The sequence below is a fragment of the Bariatricus sp. SGI.154 genome (assembly GCF_050313795.1).
Taxonomy (GTDB): Bacteria; Bacillota; Clostridia; order Lachnospirales; family Lachnospiraceae; genus CAMBRQ01.
This window is the reverse complement of record NZ_JBNPMC010000031.1, coordinates 24,798-44,201: the sequence shown is the minus strand read 5'-3', so window position 1 is coordinate 44,201 and position 19,404 is coordinate 24,798. Positions and strand designations below refer to the sequence as shown.

Genomic DNA, 19,404 nt, shown 5'->3' with positions numbered 1-19,404 from the left:
GACCTAAGAAGCAAGACAAAATTCAATTCTTTGTTTCGCGCATTATAAAAAGAGTCTATATCCAGCACAATTTATAATTGCCAGATATAGACTCTTTACTATCATTTACATCAACTTGCGGAACAACTCTTTCAGGTCTTCTACACAAGTATCTTTCGATCTATGCTATTTTTCATATAAGAATTCCTCAGGCAATGTCACCTTGAAATCCACTGCCAGATCGCGGAAATTCTGTGGTGTGATCGTCTGCAGTTTGTCCGAACGCATAGACAGCATCTTCACCAGAATCTCTGCAGACTTCTCTACCGTATGCATCAGGCCAAATGTCAGATCAAAGTCCTCGCCGGAGCAGAACATTCCATGATGTGCCCAGATTGCTACGTCATATTTCTTCATCAGTTCACTGGTTGCAACTGCGATATCACGACCTCCCGGTACCATCCAGCCCACAACACCAACTCCTGACGGGAATACAACCGGACACTCGGTAGCCATCTCCCACAGTTCTCTTGTAAATACTTCGTCCTTCAAAGGCAGCACGAAAGTAAGCGCGATTACATTGGTGGTATGTGCATGATAGATGACACGATGTGCTCCGCCAGATGCTGCCTTCTTCACCTCATGATTCATCAGGTGGCTTGGAAGTTCACTGGTCGGCCTGCCGCCATTTACCAAGCCCCAGCAGATTCTGTAATTCTCGCCCTTTTCATCCAGTTCGATTACACAGATACTGTCCTCCGGATCTAAGATAACGTTGCGGAAATATTTCCCACTTCCTGTTACCATGAAGAACTCTCCGGCAAGATCCGGTACGGATGTTCCGATTGGTTTCCACTCGCCATCAAAACTTAAGAAACTTCTGATTTCTTCTACTTCTTCTGCCTTCATACGATAAGACAGGTTGCCGCCATTTCTCTCATGCCATCCCTGTTCCCATCCATCATTACACATACGGATAAATCCCTGTACAAATTTTGCATCTAATATATTACTCATAACTTATATCTCCTCGTCTTATCTATTTTTATCCTCAATCATTTCATACCCATCTGCTCATGCTCATCTGCCTTTTCGCAGAAATTGTCTTGCAGAATATTCGAATAAGTATATTATCAGAATATCAGTATATTATATACTAATTCCTCTGACTCAGCACTTCTTCCTCATATTTCACAACATCTTCAAACCATCCTTCTGCTGCCACGCCACATCTGCTGCAGTATTCTTCCCATACATCTCCGAATGGAAGTGTCTTACATTCCTCCATCAATACCATCTTTTTCGACATCTGGTTGGTATCCTGCAGTTCTTTCAGCATCTCATTCGGTGTACACAACGCGCTAAGGAGCGCTTTCTGGAAACTTCTGAATCCGGTTACCCAGGCAGAGATACGATTGATGGATGCATCAAAGTAATCCAGTGCAATATAGGTACGCTCAATACCACCTTCACAGCGAACGATCTCTTTTGCAATCTCTTTTGTCTCATCATCCAGCAATACTACATGGTCAGAATCCCAACGAATCGGACGGGTTACATGCAACGCAATCTCCGGGAAAAAGGTAAGAAGTGCCGGAATCTTATCCGATACCATCTCTGTCGGATGATAGTGACCGTTATCCATCAGTGGCAGGCATTTATCGATATTCGCTGCTGCATAACTCAGGGAGAACTCCGCAGATCCTACCGTATATGCCTCTACACCAATCCCAAATACCTTGGATTCTACGCAAGGCTTCACCATCTTTGGATCGTATGGCTCAGACAGAATCTCATCAATGGATGCTTTATAGCGCATTCTTGGTCCCATACGGTCTGCCGGGACATCCTTGTATCCATCTCCGGTCCAGATATTCATGACACAAGGAACTCCTGTCTGTTCTGCAAAATAAGAAGAGATACGAATGCAGGCTTTTCCATGTTCAATCCAAAAACGTCTTGTCTCTTCATCCGGACTTGATAATGTCAGTCCGTCTTTTACCTTATCATGAGAGAAGAAAGTCGGGTTAAAGTCCAGTCCCATTCCTCTTTCCTTTGCGAAATCCACCCATTTCTGGAAATGCTTTGGTTCTAGTTTATCACGGTCTGCGAACTCTCCATCCTCGAAGATCGCATAGCAGGCATGTACGTTGATTTTTTTCTTCCCCGGCATCAGGCTCATTGCCTTATCCATATCCGCAAGAAGTTCTTCCGGTGTTCTTGCTCGTCCCGGATAATCTCCAGTTGTCTGGATACCTCCGGTCAGAGGACCGTCATGGTCGAATCCGATGACATCATCTCCCTGCCAGCAGTGCAGAGATACCGGAATTGTCATACATTTCTCAATTGCTGCTCCTGTATCTACACCTAATTTTGCGTAGATTTCTTTTGCTGATTCATAACGTTTACTTGTTGCCATAATCATTCTCCTTTTCTTGATTTTAATCCTTCCGTTTTAGATAGGCTTGTATTCTTTAATATCAAATGATTCTAATACACATCTTCTTGCTTCGGACAGACTCTGAAGTTCTCCGCTCCGAATCATCTGTGCCATCATATTTCCAATCGCGGTTGCCTCTCCCGGACCAGCAAGCACCTTTTTCCTGGTCGCATTGGCTGTCAACTGATTCAGATAGGAGGCATTGGAACCGCCGCCAATGATATGGATACAATCATATTCCTGATGCGTATTCTCCTCTATCTCACGTACCGTCCTGCCATAGCATTCTGCAAGACTCTGGTAGATCACGCTTGCCAATTCTCCGACCGACTCCGGCACCTGCTGATCTGTATCCACGCAATAATCCTTGATTGCCTGAATCATACTGTCCGGAGCAAGGAATACATCATCATTTACATCCACTCTTGAAGGGAACTCCTTGCACGCTTCTGCCATTTCACAAAGTTCTGCAAAAGAATATGCATCTTCTAATTCATGTCTGACTGACTGGATCATCCACAGCCCCATGATATTCTTCAGATAACGGAAACGATAGTCATATCCGCCTTCATTGGTAAAGTTCGCTTTTCTGCTGTCTTCGGTACAGATGGCATCCACCACCTCTGTTCCCATCAATGACCAGGTACCGGAACTGATATATAAGCCCGTACCCTCTTCTTTCGGCATTGCCATAACCGCAGAAGCCGTGTCATGGCTGGCACAAAGTACCACTGTAAGATCATAGCCTACTTCTTTTTGCATCTCTTCTGTCAGATTGCCGACCACAGTTCCGGGCAATGACAGCGGCAGAAACATCTCTTTCGGATACCCCAGCCGGTCAAGCAAAGCCTCATCCCATTGATTCAGCAATGGACTTACTAATTGTGTGGACGTACCGTTGGTATATTCCGATACTTTATTGCCGGTCAGCAGGAACTGGAAATAGTCCGGCAGCATAAGGAATGTCTTTGCTTTACCTAGAAGTTCTGGCGTGCTCTGCTTCACTGCCATTAACTGGTAGATGGTGTTAAATATCTGCTTCTGGATCCCTGTCTTATGATAGAGGTCTGCTTCCGGAATCCGTTCATATACCTTCTCATCCATTCCTGTTGTTCTGCTGTCCCGGTAGCCATAGGTATCACCAAGAATCTGATCCTTCTCGTCTAACAGCACATAGTCTACTGCCCAGGTATCTATGGACATGCTCACCGGTATCTGATTCAATTCTTTGCAGCGTTTCATTCCATTTACAATCTCTGTAAATATCCGGTCAACCTCCCATAATTTTTTACCGTCCTGATTCGCCATTCCATTTTCAAAACGGTAGATCTCTTCCAGAACCATTCTGCCATTCTCCAGATGTCCCAGGATATGCCGCCCGCTGGAGGCGCCGATATCTACCGCAAGATAATATGTATGCATCTCATTCGCTCCTTTCTATTGGTTTTTGCTTTTCATGCATTCTTCTTGTCTTTTTTCTTCCTTGTGATTCTAATATAGCAGATGGAGTTCTTGATTTTTAGATTCTCACTTGATTAAAAAACTGTCCTTATTTTCCACATTAGGAATAATAGACATATTCAGGACCTGCCACCAACAGTTTCTTACAATTGTAGAACCAAAAAGAGAGTCACATGAATTCCTATGTCCACACATAGATGAATCCATCTGACTCTCCACCTTCTATATCCTAATCTCCTGATCATCCTTATGCTCCAGCCGGTACTTCCTCGGTGTCATCCCATATCTCGCCTTAAACTGCCGATAAAAACAACTCTGATTCTCATACCCCACCGCCGCTACAATCTCCTCCACCGAAAGATCTGATTCTACCAGAAGCATCACTGCCTTCTGGAATCGCTTCCGCTGCAAGAGTTCCTGAAAAGTGAACCCTGTACTCTGCTTAATCAACTTACTGAGTACAGACAACGACTGATGGAAATCCTCCGCGATCTTCGTCAGATTCGCCGTCTTATACCAGGTATCAATATAATTCAGTGTAGACTGAACAACTACATCCTTATAACTTTGGGAAGAATTCTGCGTCAGACAATCTACATGTCTCAAAAGATACAAAAATACGATCCCCATAGTATATTGATTAATGCCGTCTTCATTGCGGTCATCATTCATCATCGATGCAATCATATTTTCCATAAGATTCTCAATCGCCGGATCTTCCTCCAGTCGAAACAGTAGATAATGAGATACCGGATTATTCTGCCTAAGCGTATCTACCAAGAATTCCGCCAATACATTCTTCTCCTTAAGCATCTGAAGCGGTATGTCAAAGAACTCCGGAAGTGCAATGAAATTAATCCCGATATCATCATACCCCGCCTTTTGCACTCCATGCTGCACATGCTGATTCAAAAGCAGCATATCACCCTTTTGCATTGTAACTTCTTTTCCATCCAAATAATGCGTAATCGTTCCTTTGCACACATACATAATTTCTATATAATTATGCCTGTGGGCAGGGAATTCTATAAAACGGCTGTGAGGACGCACGGTAACCAGACGGCCTTCTTTTAAAAACCGGTTCCGGTCTATTTCTAACGTATTTTTACTGGTATAGATATCCTTTTTAACAGCCATATCGCCATCCAGATAACTCTGCTCTTCCGGAGAGATCTCCTGCATCTTTCTGATTAATTGTTCATTCATCCCTGACGATTCCTTCCCTTGCATGTTTTGGCTGATTAAATTCCACAATATGATTAGTATACTAACTTTCTCCTTCAAAAATCAAGACTTGCAGAAAACATATCAAGGAATCGCAAGTTATTCCTTTCTCTTCTGCCAATACATGATGTGATACGCAATGTCCTTACTCACATAATAAATCCTTCTATAATATGTAAATGTAGAGATGATAACGAACCCAATACTCATCCCCGCAAGTGACAGCACGCAATTCCTGGCATTGCTTAACATCTCCGGAATGTCCTGTAATATCAGATTAACTGCCGTGTTATAGAGCAGATCTCCGGGGATCAGCGGAATAATTGCTGGATATAAGAATACGGTAGACGGCATCTTCTGATACATCTCCATGATCTCCGCATAGAGAGCAGCGAACATTGCTGCCAGTAACGTATAGAGAATCCTCTGATCCGTAATTTCTAACAAAAACAGATAAGCACAGCGGGTCAATGCACCTCCAAGCCCTGCCCACAAAAGTTTCTTCTTCTCAATCCGAAATACGATACCGAAACCTGCCGAAGCTGTGAAAGAAAAGAGGATCAATTTCATATTTTCTACCATCGTATCAGCCCTCCAAACATATAGATACTCAGAATCAGCCCCAATACGATTGCTATCGTCTCTAAAATCACTTTAAAGAATTCAATGATTCCATTCATCTCATTTCCACACAGAATATTCCTTACAGAGTTCACCAGTGGAATTCCTGGAATCATCATCATGCTGCTGGTAATGATAATACTGAAGACATGCTCTCCGATTCCAAGACTGACCAGCACAATGGCAAGCGTTCCGGCGAACCACATACACAGTGTATTCACAACGATATGGTTCAGATTCGGTCTGGAAAGCCACCGGACGATCCAGTAAAGCGCAACCGTAATACAATCCGCTGCCACAATATCAAGGATATTTCCGCCAAAGATGACACATAGACTAGTCATTGCAGCCAGATATCCAAGAATCACCGTCAACACAGAATACTCTTCTACCTGCTCTGCCTCTTCAAGCAATCCAGCCAATACTGCCGGTTCTGGTTTCTCTGCACATATGCGCCTGGATAAGCAATTCAGCCGGTTTAGTTTCTCCAGATGGATACTGGCGGGCGGCACTGTAATCTGGCGTGAACCATAAGCACCGCCTGCTGACCTTGCACTGACTATAATCGTGCTACTCAGCGAAAAGATACTGATCGATTCCAGGTGGTAACTAAGACAGATGCGAGTCATCGTATCATCCACGCGCTCCAGATTCGCACCTGTATACAACATACGACTCCCAAGACCTGCCACAAAATCCAAAATATATTCCACATCATTCATAGTTTTCTCCTTTATCGTGCCAGGACCTTACTCTTTCACACACAAAGTCTGTGTCATTTTGAATAAGAATGGAAATACTACCACCCCAACAATATATGCGAACACGAATGTAGCCGGAAAAGATGCTATGAAAGCAACGAGTAAGACTTTCGTAAATCCCATCTCCGAAAACATAACAAGAAAACTCATTGCCGCCGTCATAATCAGCACGATCATAAAGATACGCAGGAAATAGAATACCGGATTCTTTTCATCTTTTATGAAGATTCCGGCGAATGCATTGCCTACCTTCACAAGTGGTATGTAGGAACCAAGCACAAAGTTAATTGCAAAAGACGGCACAAAGCCCATCAAAAATGTCTCAAAAGTCAACTGACCATTCATGAATTTTACAAAAAAAGTAAGCGCCGCGCTAAATACAATCGAAAAAACCGTATTAAACACAATACCGAACTGCTCTCTTCTAAACATAGTTTTACCCTCTTTCTATAACATTACAACTGTTCCATCTTTGATTGCCAGATTCTTGAAAATCGGTCTCTCCTGATACTTATCATTCGGGAAATGTAACGTATATTTCATCTCTCCGTTATCTGTATAAAACATCATCCCATGACCGCCATTTTCGGGAAATACAGGCTCTGGCAATTGCCTCCATGGACCTTCGATCTGCCCGGAATCTGATACCGCAGTTCCAATTGCATATCCACACTTACTCCAACTGGACCATAGCATATACAATCTTCCGTCTTCTCCATCAAATACAGAGTCCCATCAATGCTTGTCCACTCTTGCGGTGTCAGTTCTTCACTATATATCTCAAAAGGTCCTTCCGGTCTGTCAGACTTTAACACGTATATTCCCTTCTTGATCGTCTCACTTCCTAACGTTGTCAACAGATAGTAAGCACCTTCATATTCATAACATTCCGGTGCCCAATAGAAACGGTCGGCAAAAAATCCCTCTGGTCTTTGGAAAATCTCAACCGGACCATCCCAATCTTCAAAATCCTCACTAATATAACAGTCGAAACCATCTGCCGGTCCCCAGCATGTCTCACTTCTGGTTCCATAGAGATAATATTTCCCCTTGGTATACAACACATAGGGATCTCTGATATTTATATCGGTTACTTTCATATTCTCCTCCTCTTTTTTCGAATTGCGGACGAGGGAAAATGAAAAATCCCCCGTCCCCAATTCATCTCCTATATAGACAGTAAATCTGCAAATGTATGTAATGAATAATCTACTTTTTCATGCACTGCTGCCTCTCCAATGCCTGCACTGTGGAATCCTCCGGCAAGCGCCGCGTCTATTCCGGCAATCGCATCTTCGACCACCAGACAGTCTTTTGGATCTAGATCCAGGAATTCCGCTGCTTTTAAGAACACTTCCGGGTTCGGCTTTGAATGCGTAATATTAGTTCCGTCACTGACAGCATCAAAATATTCTCCAAGCCCTAATCTCTCCAGAATTAATTTTGCATTCTTGCTGGATGAGCCAAGCGCAAGCCTGCATCCTCTGTTCTTAAGTTCATCCATCGTACTTTTTACTTCATCTGATAAGTCCGCTGGTGTCATCTGATGCAGAAGTTTCTTATAGAGTTCATTCTTCTGATCCGCTAATATATCTTTCTCTACCTGCGTATATAACTTCTCGCTGCGTTCCAGTATGATATCAAGGCTTGCCATACGACTCACTCCACGAAGTCTATTATTAATCTTTTCATCAAAATATACCCCTATATCATCTGCCATCTTCTTCCATGCCTGGTAATGATACTTATCCGTAAAGCAGATAACTCCATCCAAATCAAAAATCACGCCTTTATAATTCATGTCCTCTTTCCTTTCCAGCCTCGTTTTATTCTAGTATCCTGACACTAGTGTAGTTTGCTAATTCCCAGTGCCGTACACCGTCATTAAAAGTTCCTTTTTAATAAAAATGCTGCTGTGTTTCCAACGTACCCTGCACAGATCCGGTGCTTTTGGATCCATCTCTATAAACGGATGATTCAGTTTATCCTCAATCTTCGCCGTTCCGTCAAAGATGTGATCCACAAGTTCGATATATTCATCCAGATAACTCTTTGCCAACGGATATCCATTGTGATTGGGGAGCAGATAGTCATACTCCCCTGCCAGATTCTTCATCCTCTGTGTGTTCGATTGAAAGTTCAAAAGCCTTTCTTTCACATCATACGGTGCCTCCGGATTATTCGAATTGTCGTACATCAGTACCTGTGCTGCCTCCATCTCATCTCCGCAGAACAACATCCGGTGTCCGCGGTCAAGGAAGAACAGACTGCTATTACAGTGCGCCGGTTTCACATCTAACACTTCAACCGTACGCCCACCCAGTTCTATCCTAAAGCCCTCTTCCACGAAGATCTTCTCATAATCCGGGTGTGGCAAAGCATTCAAGTCAAACGGCACTGCACCTTCTCCGTAAACGGATGGCTCATCCAACATAGCGCCCTTACTCATGTAAACTGCCTCGAATTCACCATTTCCAGCCGCATGATCCGGATGAAAATGTGTATTTGCAACGATAACCGGTTTATCCGTCAAAGTCTCAACGAAGGCTTTTAAGTTCCCTACGCCATATCCGGTATCAATCAGAAGGGCCTTCTCCTCTCCTTCCAGCAGATACATATTCTCCGTTCCATTCATAAAATTGATAAACCATGTAGCATCATCTGCTTTCCATGCAGTATAACTGCCAAAGATTTGCTCTAAAGTTGGTTCCATACTCTCCACCTCTTTCATTTCTATAGGATAGTAATTTCCTACAATCAGGTATTACGGGATGCCGGACGCATATATTAACTCCAGATGGAAGAGATTCTCGGAAACAGATACTCTGCCGTCTCTCCCGCTTTTAATACAAAGTCTTTCTCATAGATTCCAAGCACAAGTTCCCCTATATTTTTTGCATCTGCAATTACCTGCATTCCCTGATAATCCAGAATCACCCGGTATCCCTGATCATGCCATACACAGTGGAAGGTCACCCGTTTCCACCACGGAATATAATGCGGTGTGCATACCACCTTATCCGGCGTCATCTTCATCCCGGCAACGCCTCTTACCACCGCCATCCAGGCACCTGCCGCACATCCGGAATGGATGCCATCCTGCGTGCCGCCATGCTTGTTCTTTAGATCCATCTCTGCCGTCTCCATCAGATAGCCATAAGTACTCTCCGGCATATCCATATCTGCATAACAGATGGAATGAACACAGTAAGATAAAGAAGATGCCGCTTCACACCGTCCCTGATAATAGTCCAGATTCCTGCGGTAGATTGTCTTCGGCATATCCAGATTCTGATAAGCAAAAAGCATCAGTACATCCGGCTGCTTAATCACCTGACTTTTGTTATATAATCCTGCCTGCTTCATCTGGGTATAACCACTCTTGCTTCCACCCTGTACTTCCAGTTCTCTTGACAGATCAAAATAACCGTCAAACTGCGGGATCATGCCCGTATCTTCATCCAACGGAAGATAAATATATTCGGCGACGTGCTCGAACTCGGCACTCTCCCCCACCTTGAATCCAATCTTCTTTTTCAATTCATCCAGCCCGCTGCCATACTCATCCAGAAGACTGCATGTAGCCTTCAGTACACGGTATACACTGTAATTGGTATATGCATTGTTATCCACGTAGGGATGATGCTCATCCGTTCCGGTAACTTGAAGGATCTCATAACGCTTCTTCTCTTCCTTCCATGTCACTCGTGACACCCAGTAACGGCAGATCTCAAGCAGCATCTCCATTCCATATTCTTTCACGAATGCATGATCTCCCGTGGCAGTCAAATAATTAAGGATGGATAATCCTACATCCGACACGCAGTGAATCTGCATAAATGGATGCCGCACATCGGTCCAGATGGTCTCTTCTCCGGTGACGCCTGTGGTAAATGGATATCTGGCCCCCCGGCAGCCTTCTTTTACCGCCATTTCTCTCGCCTCTTTCAAATGAGAATAACGGAACATCAGCGGATTCCGGCTATACTCCGGCATGGTCTGCTGAAACACCGGAGCCTGGAAGATCTCTGCATCCCACCAGACAAAATTGTTATACATCTCTCCGGTCAGTCCCTTGGCTGAGAAACTATGTACATAATCATTTCTTTCAAGGGAAATCAAAGTATGATAGTTAGAGAACCGGATGGCACGGTCTGCAATATCATCTCCTTCGATCTGAATCTCCAGTTTTGCAAACAGTTCCTGATAAACCCTGCGATGTTTTTCATATTCTTTCTGATAAGAACTGTCCTGATATGCACAGAGATATTCCGCTATGCATTCGTCCAATTCCCGGTCTGTATCTCTGCTTGTAATAGTTGCAATCAATTTTTCCAATGTATAGATGTTTCCTTGCTCTGCCTCGAAGATAATCTTTTGTGCTGCGATTCCATCCTCGCAGACATCATGACAGCACCTTTCCTTCCCACGGATAGAAAGTCTCACCACCGATCTCGAACCTCACCAGTAGAAAGTCCAGAAGATTAATAGCACGTTCCTGTTTCTCGAACTTCTTAAGCCTGTCTTCTTCTACATAATATTTCTTCATGTACATGTTGTCGCACATGGTAATCCGCACTTCTACAACCTCGTCCATCACGCCCCGGATCCAGAATCCCTGGATGCCAAGGCTTCCGTATTCCTCAAGGCTTGCTCTCACACCCATATAGCCGTTGCCCGTTGTCAAAAGTGTTGCCACATTCGCTTCATGGAGCAGGCTGTACTCCTGCTCCACAAGTTTCTGGCTATCTTCAAATACAAGTCCTGAATAACTCATATTTTCCTCCTTTATAGCACGCATTTTTCTCCGTTCACTTCTAATTCAACCTGCTTTGTACCGGTCAGATTCTTCACGCTGACAGTGCCCTTCGTTACTTCTACCGCAAGTTTCTGGCCTTTCCAGATAATGGTATAAGAAAGTTTCGTCCACTCATCCGGAAGTGATGGATTAATTCTTAAGTTACCGCCTAACATACGCACACCGCCGAACCCATAGACGACACATTCCCACACACCGCCGAAGGATGCCGCATGGATTCCTGCATTGGAAGATCCCATGAATGGTCCTAAGTCAATCGTGGCCGCCTTACGGAACCGATCATACGCCATAGCCTTCTCACCCATATCACAAGCCAGTACCGAATGCGTAGACAATGATAAGGAAGAATCGTGAAGGGTACGTGCCTCATAGTGCTCCCAGGAGGCTTTCTTTACTTCCTGTGGGAAGATATCTTCCAACAGGAAGAACAGTACCAGCACGTCTGCCTGCTTCGATACCTGAATCTGGTTAATCTGCTCCAGATTATAATCCCGGGTAATGCCACCTACGTGTTCCTGTGCCTTGTATTTACTTAAGTCAATATCACGACAGCTTAAGTAGCGGTCATCCTGTGGAAGTACATTTTCTTCTGTCGGTGTCGGAAGATACAATTTCTCGCAAGCCTCTTTCCATGCGCCGTAAGCCTCATCCAGATGAAGTTTCCCATTCAGTCTTTCATAGATCTCTGGCTTTTCTTCTTTCAGCAGATGATAGTATTCCATCGCTTTTTGCATGTTCCAGTGTGCCATATAATTCGTAAATGCATTGTCATTGACATGCTCGCGGTATTCGTCCGGTCCTACCACATCATTGATGTGAAGTTTGCCGTCCCCGCCCTGTTCCAGACGGGATGCCCAGAAGATTGCCGTATCCATAATCAATTCATAACCGTATCTCTCCATATAGTCTTCATCGCCGGTAATAACGCTGTACTGCCATACGCCAAATGCCACATCCGAAGTAATATGCTGCTCAATAAATCCTGACCACACCTTATTGGGCTTACCTGTCAGAATATCCACATCCATATATTCCGGTGTAACCTCTCCGTCATCCAGCCATGCAGACTCCCAAGGGAACATGGCGCCTTTGTAATTGTTGTGTTCTGCCTTCGCATGTGCTCCAGGCAAGGAAAGATAACGATATTCTTCCAGTTTTCTTGCTGTCTTTGGATCCGTGAAGATGTAGTAAGGAAGCAGGAACACTTCCGTATCCCAGAAAGTATGTCCCTTGTATCCCTCTCCGGATAATCCTTTGGCTCCGATATTCATACGCGCGTCATGTGCAGGTACCATCAAGCGCAAATGATACTGTGCAAAATGAACTGCGAAATTGTCCATTCCATTGCCTTCAATCTGAATCGGCGCCAGATTCCACACCTCTTCTTCCCACTGCCTTGCAGATTCCTCCCTTAATGCCTCATATCCAAGAGATTCCAGTTCTTTGCTGGTCTCAAGTGCCAGTTCCTGTAACTGTGCAACCGTCTTTCCTTCCACGTCCAGATCTCTGCTCGTATATACACTGGAATATTTCTCAATCACAAGTGTCTGTCCTGCCTCTGCTTCCACAGTATATCCTGCGAAGATCTCACGTTTCTCGATATAGACTTCTGCCTCCAGTGGAAGCACGTTTCCTTCCAGTTCCAACTTATGTACCGTGGTATCTACAAAATCAATCTTCGACTGTCCCGTTGTCTGTACGAACTGAATGATTCGTTTGTCATAAAAACGTTTATCACCATCAGAAAAATGCTGACTTCCTGTATTGGTCATCTTTCCGTTGATACCGCTTTTCAACTCCACTTTTACATCGCTATCCACAGCCGTAATCTCTACACGCTGTGCAATCACATGCAGCCGCTTCAGAGAAACGATTCTATAAAAGGCAAGTCTCACCTTTGTTCCTTTCGGAGAAGTCCATAGCATGCTTCTTTTTAACTCTCCGGTACGGATATTCAGTTCTCTCGTGTAATCCTCGGTTGTTCCTTCTGTCAGAGAGAATTTTTCCCCGTTAATCGTAAGGCTCATGGCAGTCATATCTGCCGCATTGGGAAGTTCGGTCACTTCATTTTCATCGAATTTATTAAATGTTCCGGCCACAAAGAGTCCTCTGGTCTCATTCAGATAACGCTCTTCTGTCGCACTGCGAAGTCCCAGATAGCCATTTCCAAGACTCATGACAGCCTCGCATTTCCCCAGTTTTTCCGGATCAAAAGAATCTTCCCTAAGTATCCAGTCCTCAATTCTGCTATAATCCATTCCCATGAATATGTTCCTCCCTAACAATTTTTCAAATGTGTATTAAATGCTTCCATCTGTTCCGGTGTCAGACTTACAAACGGAGTCTCACTCAGCATCTCCACCGTCATATCCCGCATTCCTGCCGGTACTGCCTGCCAACCTGGGATAAAACTTTCCACTACAGTCAATGCCTCCGGATCTTCTAATAATTCACTGAATGGTGACTTGGAAGAATAGACCTTGATAATCGGTACTTCCGGTATATAAGAATACTCATAAGTTCCGGCTGCTACTTCTTTTGGCTCCTGACTGGTATTTGGCAGAACGATCTTCGCCCCCGCGCCAAATGGAACGGTTACTTTCAGATGGAACTCTCCGCTTTTCTCCACCTGCCAGCTGATCTCATAGGTTCCGGCAATGGACCGGTACTTCATATCACAGGACGTAATGCGGTAATCCGGCTGCGGTGCAATCGTAACGTGTGTAAATCCAGGATGTTCTTCTTCTACATGAAGACCTGCCATGTTGCGGTACATCCACTCTACAACACTGCCATAAGAATAATGATTCAGAGAATTCATCTCCGTGCCACTGATCTTTCCGTCCGGCAGGATCGAATTCCAGCGTTCCCAGATGGTTGTCGCTCCCATATTCACCGCATACAGCCAACTCGGACATTCTTCATTCAGAAGGAGTTTGTATGCAAGTTCATTATTGCCGTAATCAGACAAGACTTTATTCAGAAGATAGGTTCCTACGAATCCCGTCTTCAGATATCCCTTATTCACCTTTAATTTCTCTTTCAGGAATTCGGCGATACGCTCCTTGCTGCCTTCCGGCGCAAAATCCATAGAAAGAGCTACCGCATAAGCAGTCTGTGTCGTCAGTGCAAGACGCCCGTTTGCGGTAAAATATTCTGCCTGGAGAGCTGCCTTAATCTCCTGAGCAAGCGTGCTATAGTATGCCGCCTCTTCTTCTTTTCCAAGAATCTTTGCTGCCTTTGCTACAATGTTTGCTGAATTGTAGTAGTATGCAGTTGCTATATATCCGTCTTCCGTTGCCCCTTTGAATCCGTCATCGCCTTCTCCGTCCAGGGCCAGCCAGTCTCCAAAATGGAATCCCACATCCCAGAACCTTCTTCCGCCGGTTGCCTCATCAATTCCTTTGATGTAGTCCACCCACTGCCTCATACTCTCAAACTGCTCTTTCAGAATCGTAGCATCTCCATAATACAGATATAGATTCCATGGCACGATGGTCGCCGCGTCGCCCCATACGGAGCAGGTTGGCCCATTCTCATGGAATGCAGGAACAACAGAGGTCACATGCCCGTATTCCATCTGGGTCTCATACAGATCATGGCTGAATTTGCGCAGGAAATTATAACTGTCCATGTTAAAACATGCCGTGCCTGAGAATACCTGGGTATCTGCCGTCCATCCCATCCTCTCATCTCTCTGCGGACAGTCTGTCGGAACATCCACATAATTACACTTCTGTCCCCACATAGCATTCTGAATCAGTTGGTTTACCTTCTCATGATTGGTAGAGATCCAGCCTGTCTGATCCAGATCACTGTAAAGTACACATCCGGTAAACTGATCCAGTGCAGGTTCTTTCGTAAAGCCTTCCACCTTAACATAACGGAAGCCATAATAAGTAAAATGCGGCTGTACATACTTTGCGATTCCATCTGAGATATAGGTGAATTCTGCCTTGGCCGTACGCAAGTTATCCCGGTAAAAATTCCCCTCCTGCAGCACTTCTCCAAACTGCATATGTATCTTCGTTCCCTTTGGCTCATCCACATAGAAGCGCAGGAAACCAGCCATATTCTGTCCCATATCGATGACTGTCTCGCCTGCAGGCGTGTGAATCATCTCAATCGGTTTCACTTCTTCTTTGATCACCACCGGTTGTCCGTATCTTGCCATCAGACGCTCAGTAGGTCCTTCTAAGATTTCTGCCGGATAGCGTGCAGACTGATTCGAAGTCGGGACGAAAGTTTCTCCGTCATAAATATTGCTGAATACCACATCTCCTGCTGCCGCTTCCCAGGACTCATCCGAGACGATTCTGTCTTCATTCCCCTTTGCGTCCTGCATCACCAGTTCCAGGATCATCTTGTGCTGGTCACCATAATTATTCACCGCATGGTCCAGTCCGAATCTTCCCTTATACCATCCATCTGCAAGAAAGACTTCCAGTTTGTGCTGTCCACTCTTTACTTCCACTTCATAAGTCTGGTACTGAATCCACTGGTTATAATCCGTACATCCTGGTGTCAGATATTCATTGCCCACACGTTCACCGTCCAGATATAATTCATACAATCCAAGCCCTGTTACATAGATCCTGCTGTTTGGATAACTTTTTTCTGTCGTAAATTCCTTCACCAACATCGGATTGGTATCTTTAAGCCTGTTACTTCCAATCCATCTGCCTTCCCACGGCTCTTCCATCTTGGCTGTCTCAAACCATGCGGTATCACTGCATGCATAATCTCCGTTGTCTCCCCATACTTCTGCCTTCCAGTAATATCTGGTACGAGGCTTTAATTCCAGATCAAGATCCGTGCCAATCATCGAAAGGTCTGATGAGTTCTGCGTATCATATATGATTTCTTCAAAATCAGCATCCAAAGCCACCTGAATGCGGATACCGTCTGCCTTTTTTGCTTCGGTGTCCGTCACTTGAAAGGATACTCTTGGTGTCTGAATCTCATATCCCAGCGGATTGGTCAGATGGTTTGTCTGCATACCTGTAATCTTCATTTCTTCTTCCTCCTGCTTATCGTTAGAACTTTGCACCCCAGATATTGCAGAATGGGTCTACCGGATTCACTCCTTTGAATTCAGATCTTCCCATGATTTTCTCAACTACCTGGTCAACCACTTCTTCACTTGGTGTGTACGCATTGATGAAGGTCTTCAACATCGGCGCATCCACCAGATGATAAGGATTGGCAATAGAGATAAACATTGCCGGCACATCATTGATAAACCACGGTGCATCTGCTGCCATCAGGTGTACCCAGTCAATTCTTCTTACAGACTGGTTACTTGCCGTATCGATACATGCAACATAGACAGCAAGATCGAATTTGCTCTTAATATCTTCCACTCCGCCTTCAAACATCTCGTAGAAGTCTGGTTTGGTATAATCAAAAAGTGTCACTTCAAATCCTTCTTTTTCCAGTTTTGCCTTCACCTTATCAATGGCGCCTTCACCGTCCTTGAAGCCTCCGCCGATCCGGTCCTCCAGAAGATACAGACGGATCTTCTTATATTTCTCAGGTGAGATTGGAAGCAGGTTCTGCGTATCTTTTACAAGAGTAACGCTCTCATCGGCACACTCTCTTGCCCATTCTTTATGCTCCTTGCAGGAAACATCTGCTAATGCTTCTTCTCCCGGTACAAGTTTGCCTTCTGCCTTTTTTTCAGGAAGTCCCATGGCTGCTTTCATAGCCAGAATTCTTGTCACCGCTTCATCGACTCTTTCCATCGTCAAGCGTCCATCTGCTAATGCATCACGGACGAACTGATAATCTTCACGGATATCCTTATTGAACAGGATCATGTCACAGCCGGATGCAAGCGCTGTTGGGATTGCCTCTGAACGCTTCATCGGCGTATTGAATCCGATCATAGGAGTTGCATCCGTCACGATCATTCCGTTGTATCCTAATTTCCCACGAAGAAGTCCCTGCAGAATCTCTTTGGATAAGGTAGCCGGAAGGATCTCTTCGTCTTTCAGTTCCGAGTTGAAATATTTGCTATATGCCGGCTGCATGATGTGTCCGACCATGATAGACAACGTTCCTGCATCTACTACCTCCTGCCAGATTGCTCCGTAAGTCTTGTCATATTCCTCCACAGACAAGCTATTCACGGTCACTGCCAGATGCTGGTCCCTTTCATCCACGCCATCTCCCGGGAAATGCTTCACAGCTGCAGCAACTCCATACTCTTTCAGTCCCTTTAACTGTTCTTTTACAAAACGAATGACCCTGTCCTGATCCGAACCAAAGGTACGCACATTCGTAATCGGATTCCTGTAATTCATATCCAGGTCACAGATTGGAGAGAATGCCCAGTTACATCCAACGGCTGCAGCTTCCTTTCCTGCAACAGCGCCCAGACGGAATGCATTTACCGGATGATCTGTTGCCGCAACTCCCATCGGTCTTGCAAAATAGGTTCCGTCAGCACAGATTCCATTTCCTCCGGACTCCAGGTTCGCTCCGAACAGCATCGGCACCTTTGAATTCTCCTGCAAGAATCTATGGGTCTTCTGTACATCTGACGCCGGCATCGGACGATACAGCATAGCCCCCGGCTGAAACTCCTCCACGAACTCTTTCAAGAATCCTTCTTCAATATTGCCGCCAATCGGACAGAACATCTGACCAATCTTTTCTTCTGTACTCATAGATGCCAACGTCTCATGAACCCAATTTTCCTTTTCTTCATCCAGGAAAAACGGATTCGCTTTCAAATCTACCATTTCTTTTTCCTCCTGTTGTCTTATCGGAATACCCGTAATTGTTACTCCCAGTTTAGGGAAATTCCCATGCAAATACCATGTAGATTCTTTCTGATTACCCGACATATTTTCAGATGTTCCCCAAACGTCCTTGCGGGTCTCTTTTTCTTCTGCTATACTTCCGATAAATCAAAGGAACCTGTATTTTATTCATGATTGATAAAGGAGTAATTATGCCATACTACATAACCTACGGTGATTTTCAATACCATTTGAAAGAATATTATCAGAGAACCGGAAGCCGGATGCAGTTTCCGGAGATGACGGACTACCTCTATTACAAAGGGTTATTATCCGACAAACCGCTGCCAGGGCTGCCTGCCAATAAGATGTATGGTTCCATGTCGGATGAAGAATTTGACAAGGTGATGGATTCCTTCGTTCTGGCTCTGACCCCGAATACTTCCATAACTTCCAAGGTCGATGAGTCTGTAATCATCCCTCAGACCAGAGATGTATTCGTAATACGCCATCCCAGATATACCCGTCCGGCTCCGCATATTCATAATTATTTTGAGATTGATTTTGTTGCCTCGGGACAGTGTACATTTGTCTTTGAAAACGAGAAACGCACCCTGAAGACAGGAGAATTGTGCATCATTGCTCCGCATTCCAGACATGACCTGACGATTGATGATGAATCCACTGTTTTCTGCATCATGATACGAAAAAGCACCTTCAATACGACATTTTTTTCGCTCATGTCACAGAAGAATCTGCTGTCCTACTTTTTTAGAACCATTCTGCAAGGGGATTCGCATTCAAACTATCTGATGTTTTATTCGGAGGATGTGGTCTGGCTGAAGAATATCATAAGAAATGCGATGTCTGAGTGTTACAAACGAGATGCGTTCAGTAATAATAATTGTATCAGTTGGATTCATCTGTTCTTCTCCCATCTGATCCGGGATTACAGTAAGACGATCCAGTTCTACAACTATCAGATGGGCACGGACTTTTCGCTGATCCTGCAGTATATCCAGCACAACTATCAGTCATTAACACTGGCTTCACTTGCAGAATTCTTCCACTACAGCGAACCGCATCTTAGCACACTGATCAAGCAAAATACGGGATGCAGTTTTACAACGCTGGTGAAGCAGCTGCGGATGGCAGATGCTGTGTCTTATCTGACGAATACGCAGATGAAGATTAGTGAGATTGCAGAATGTATCGGGTATAATTCGGCGGATCATTTTTCACGGGTATTTCGGGCGACACATAAGATGTCTCCGCAGGAATACCGGAAGAAACATCAGACGCAGGAGGAATTGTTTATGCCGTTTGAGGAGATTAAGGAGGGGAATTGGTAGG

17 protein-coding genes are annotated in these 19,404 nt (G+C 44.6%); 1 reads left to right on the top strand and 16 read right to left on the bottom strand.

Annotation, left to right across the window (positions count from 1 at the left end; all coding sequences use genetic code 11):
• Window positions 1-165: 165 nt before the first annotated feature.
• From rhaD to ACQRBN_RS13105, 16 genes are all read right to left on the bottom strand, one after another.
• Window positions 166-996: a rhamnulose-1-phosphate aldolase gene (gene rhaD, locus ACQRBN_RS13180; RefSeq protein WP_427739473.1), complete on the bottom strand. Its 831-nt coding sequence runs from the start codon at window positions 994-996 to the stop codon at window positions 166-168.
• Between the two features lie 139 nt (window positions 997-1,135).
• Complete coding sequence (locus ACQRBN_RS13175) at window positions 1,136-2,398, bottom strand: L-rhamnose isomerase (RefSeq protein WP_427739472.1); 1,263 nt, start codon at window positions 2,396-2,398, stop codon at window positions 1,136-1,138.
• A gap of 36 nt (window positions 2,399-2,434) precedes the next feature.
• A complete protein-coding gene (gene rhaB / locus ACQRBN_RS13170; RefSeq protein WP_427739470.1) occupies window positions 2,435-3,841 on the bottom strand; it encodes a rhamnulokinase in 1,407 nt (468 codons plus the stop codon).
• A gap of 261 nt (window positions 3,842-4,102) precedes the next feature.
• Window positions 4,103-5,086, bottom strand: a complete 984-nt coding sequence (locus ACQRBN_RS13165) for an AraC family transcriptional regulator (protein WP_427739469.1) — start codon at window positions 5,084-5,086, stop codon at window positions 4,103-4,105.
• A gap of 117 nt (window positions 5,087-5,203) precedes the next feature.
• Window positions 5,204-5,686, bottom strand: coding sequence for a threonine/serine exporter family protein (locus ACQRBN_RS13160; protein WP_427739468.1), 483 nt, complete (start codon window positions 5,684-5,686; stop codon window positions 5,204-5,206).
• On the bottom strand, window positions 5,680-6,447 hold the full coding sequence (locus tag ACQRBN_RS13155; RefSeq protein WP_427739467.1) for a threonine/serine ThrE exporter family protein: 768 nt from the start codon (window positions 6,445-6,447) through the stop codon (window positions 5,680-5,682). Before ACQRBN_RS13155 ends, ACQRBN_RS13160 begins: the two co-directional genes overlap by 7 nt.
• A gap of 27 nt (window positions 6,448-6,474) precedes the next feature.
• Window positions 6,475-6,918, bottom strand: coding sequence for a hypothetical protein (locus ACQRBN_RS13150; protein WP_427739466.1), 444 nt, complete (start codon window positions 6,916-6,918; stop codon window positions 6,475-6,477).
• A 15-nt stretch (window positions 6,919-6,933) separates the two neighbouring features.
• Window positions 6,934-7,056 (bottom strand): hypothetical protein, encoded by a 123-nt coding sequence (locus ACQRBN_RS13145; protein WP_427739465.1) that lies wholly within the window; start codon window positions 7,054-7,056, stop codon window positions 6,934-6,936.
• On the bottom strand, window positions 7,053-7,586 hold the full coding sequence (locus ACQRBN_RS13140; protein ID WP_427739464.1) for a family 43 glycosylhydrolase: 534 nt from the start codon (window positions 7,584-7,586) through the stop codon (window positions 7,053-7,055). The genes ACQRBN_RS13145 and ACQRBN_RS13140 overlap by 4 nt, the downstream gene beginning before the upstream one ends.
• Window positions 7,587-7,654: 68 nt before the next feature.
• Complete coding sequence (pgmB, locus tag ACQRBN_RS13135; RefSeq protein ID WP_427739463.1) at window positions 7,655-8,287, bottom strand: beta-phosphoglucomutase; 633 nt, start codon at window positions 8,285-8,287, stop codon at window positions 7,655-7,657.
• 57 nt (window positions 8,288-8,344) lie between these two features.
• Window positions 8,345-9,199: an MBL fold metallo-hydrolase gene (locus ACQRBN_RS13130; protein ID WP_427739462.1), complete on the bottom strand. Its 855-nt coding sequence runs from the start codon at window positions 9,197-9,199 to the stop codon at window positions 8,345-8,347.
• A gap of 74 nt (window positions 9,200-9,273) precedes the next feature.
• Window positions 9,274-10,932 carry a hypothetical protein gene (locus ACQRBN_RS13125; protein ID WP_427739461.1) on the bottom strand — a complete coding sequence of 553 codons (1,659 nt, stop codon included), beginning with the start codon at window positions 10,930-10,932 and terminating at the stop codon, window positions 9,274-9,276.
• On the bottom strand, window positions 10,892-11,263 hold the full coding sequence (locus ACQRBN_RS13120) for a hypothetical protein (RefSeq protein ID WP_427739460.1): 372 nt from the start codon (window positions 11,261-11,263) through the stop codon (window positions 10,892-10,894). The genes ACQRBN_RS13125 and ACQRBN_RS13120 overlap by 41 nt, the downstream gene beginning before the upstream one ends.
• Before the next feature lie 11 nt (window positions 11,264-11,274).
• Window positions 11,275-13,569, bottom strand: coding sequence for a glycoside hydrolase family 65 protein (locus tag ACQRBN_RS13115; protein ID WP_427739459.1), 2,295 nt, complete (start codon window positions 13,567-13,569; stop codon window positions 11,275-11,277).
• A 14-nt stretch (window positions 13,570-13,583) separates the two neighbouring features.
• Complete coding sequence (locus ACQRBN_RS13110) at window positions 13,584-16,319, bottom strand: family 78 glycoside hydrolase catalytic domain (RefSeq protein ID WP_427739458.1); 2,736 nt, start codon at window positions 16,317-16,319, stop codon at window positions 13,584-13,586.
• Between the two features lie 22 nt (window positions 16,320-16,341).
• The gene (locus ACQRBN_RS13105; protein WP_427739457.1) at window positions 16,342-18,051 is read right to left on the bottom strand and encodes a glycoside hydrolase family 3 protein; all 1,710 of its coding nucleotides are present in this window, start codon (window positions 18,049-18,051) and stop codon (window positions 16,342-16,344) included.
• Between the two features lie 212 nt (window positions 18,052-18,263).
• On the opposite strand from ACQRBN_RS13105, the gene ACQRBN_RS13100 reads away from it, so the two are divergent.
• Complete coding sequence (locus ACQRBN_RS13100) at window positions 18,264-19,403, top strand: AraC family transcriptional regulator (RefSeq protein WP_427739455.1); 1,140 nt, start codon at window positions 18,264-18,266, stop codon at window positions 19,401-19,403.
• Window position 19,404 lies beyond the last annotated feature (1 nt).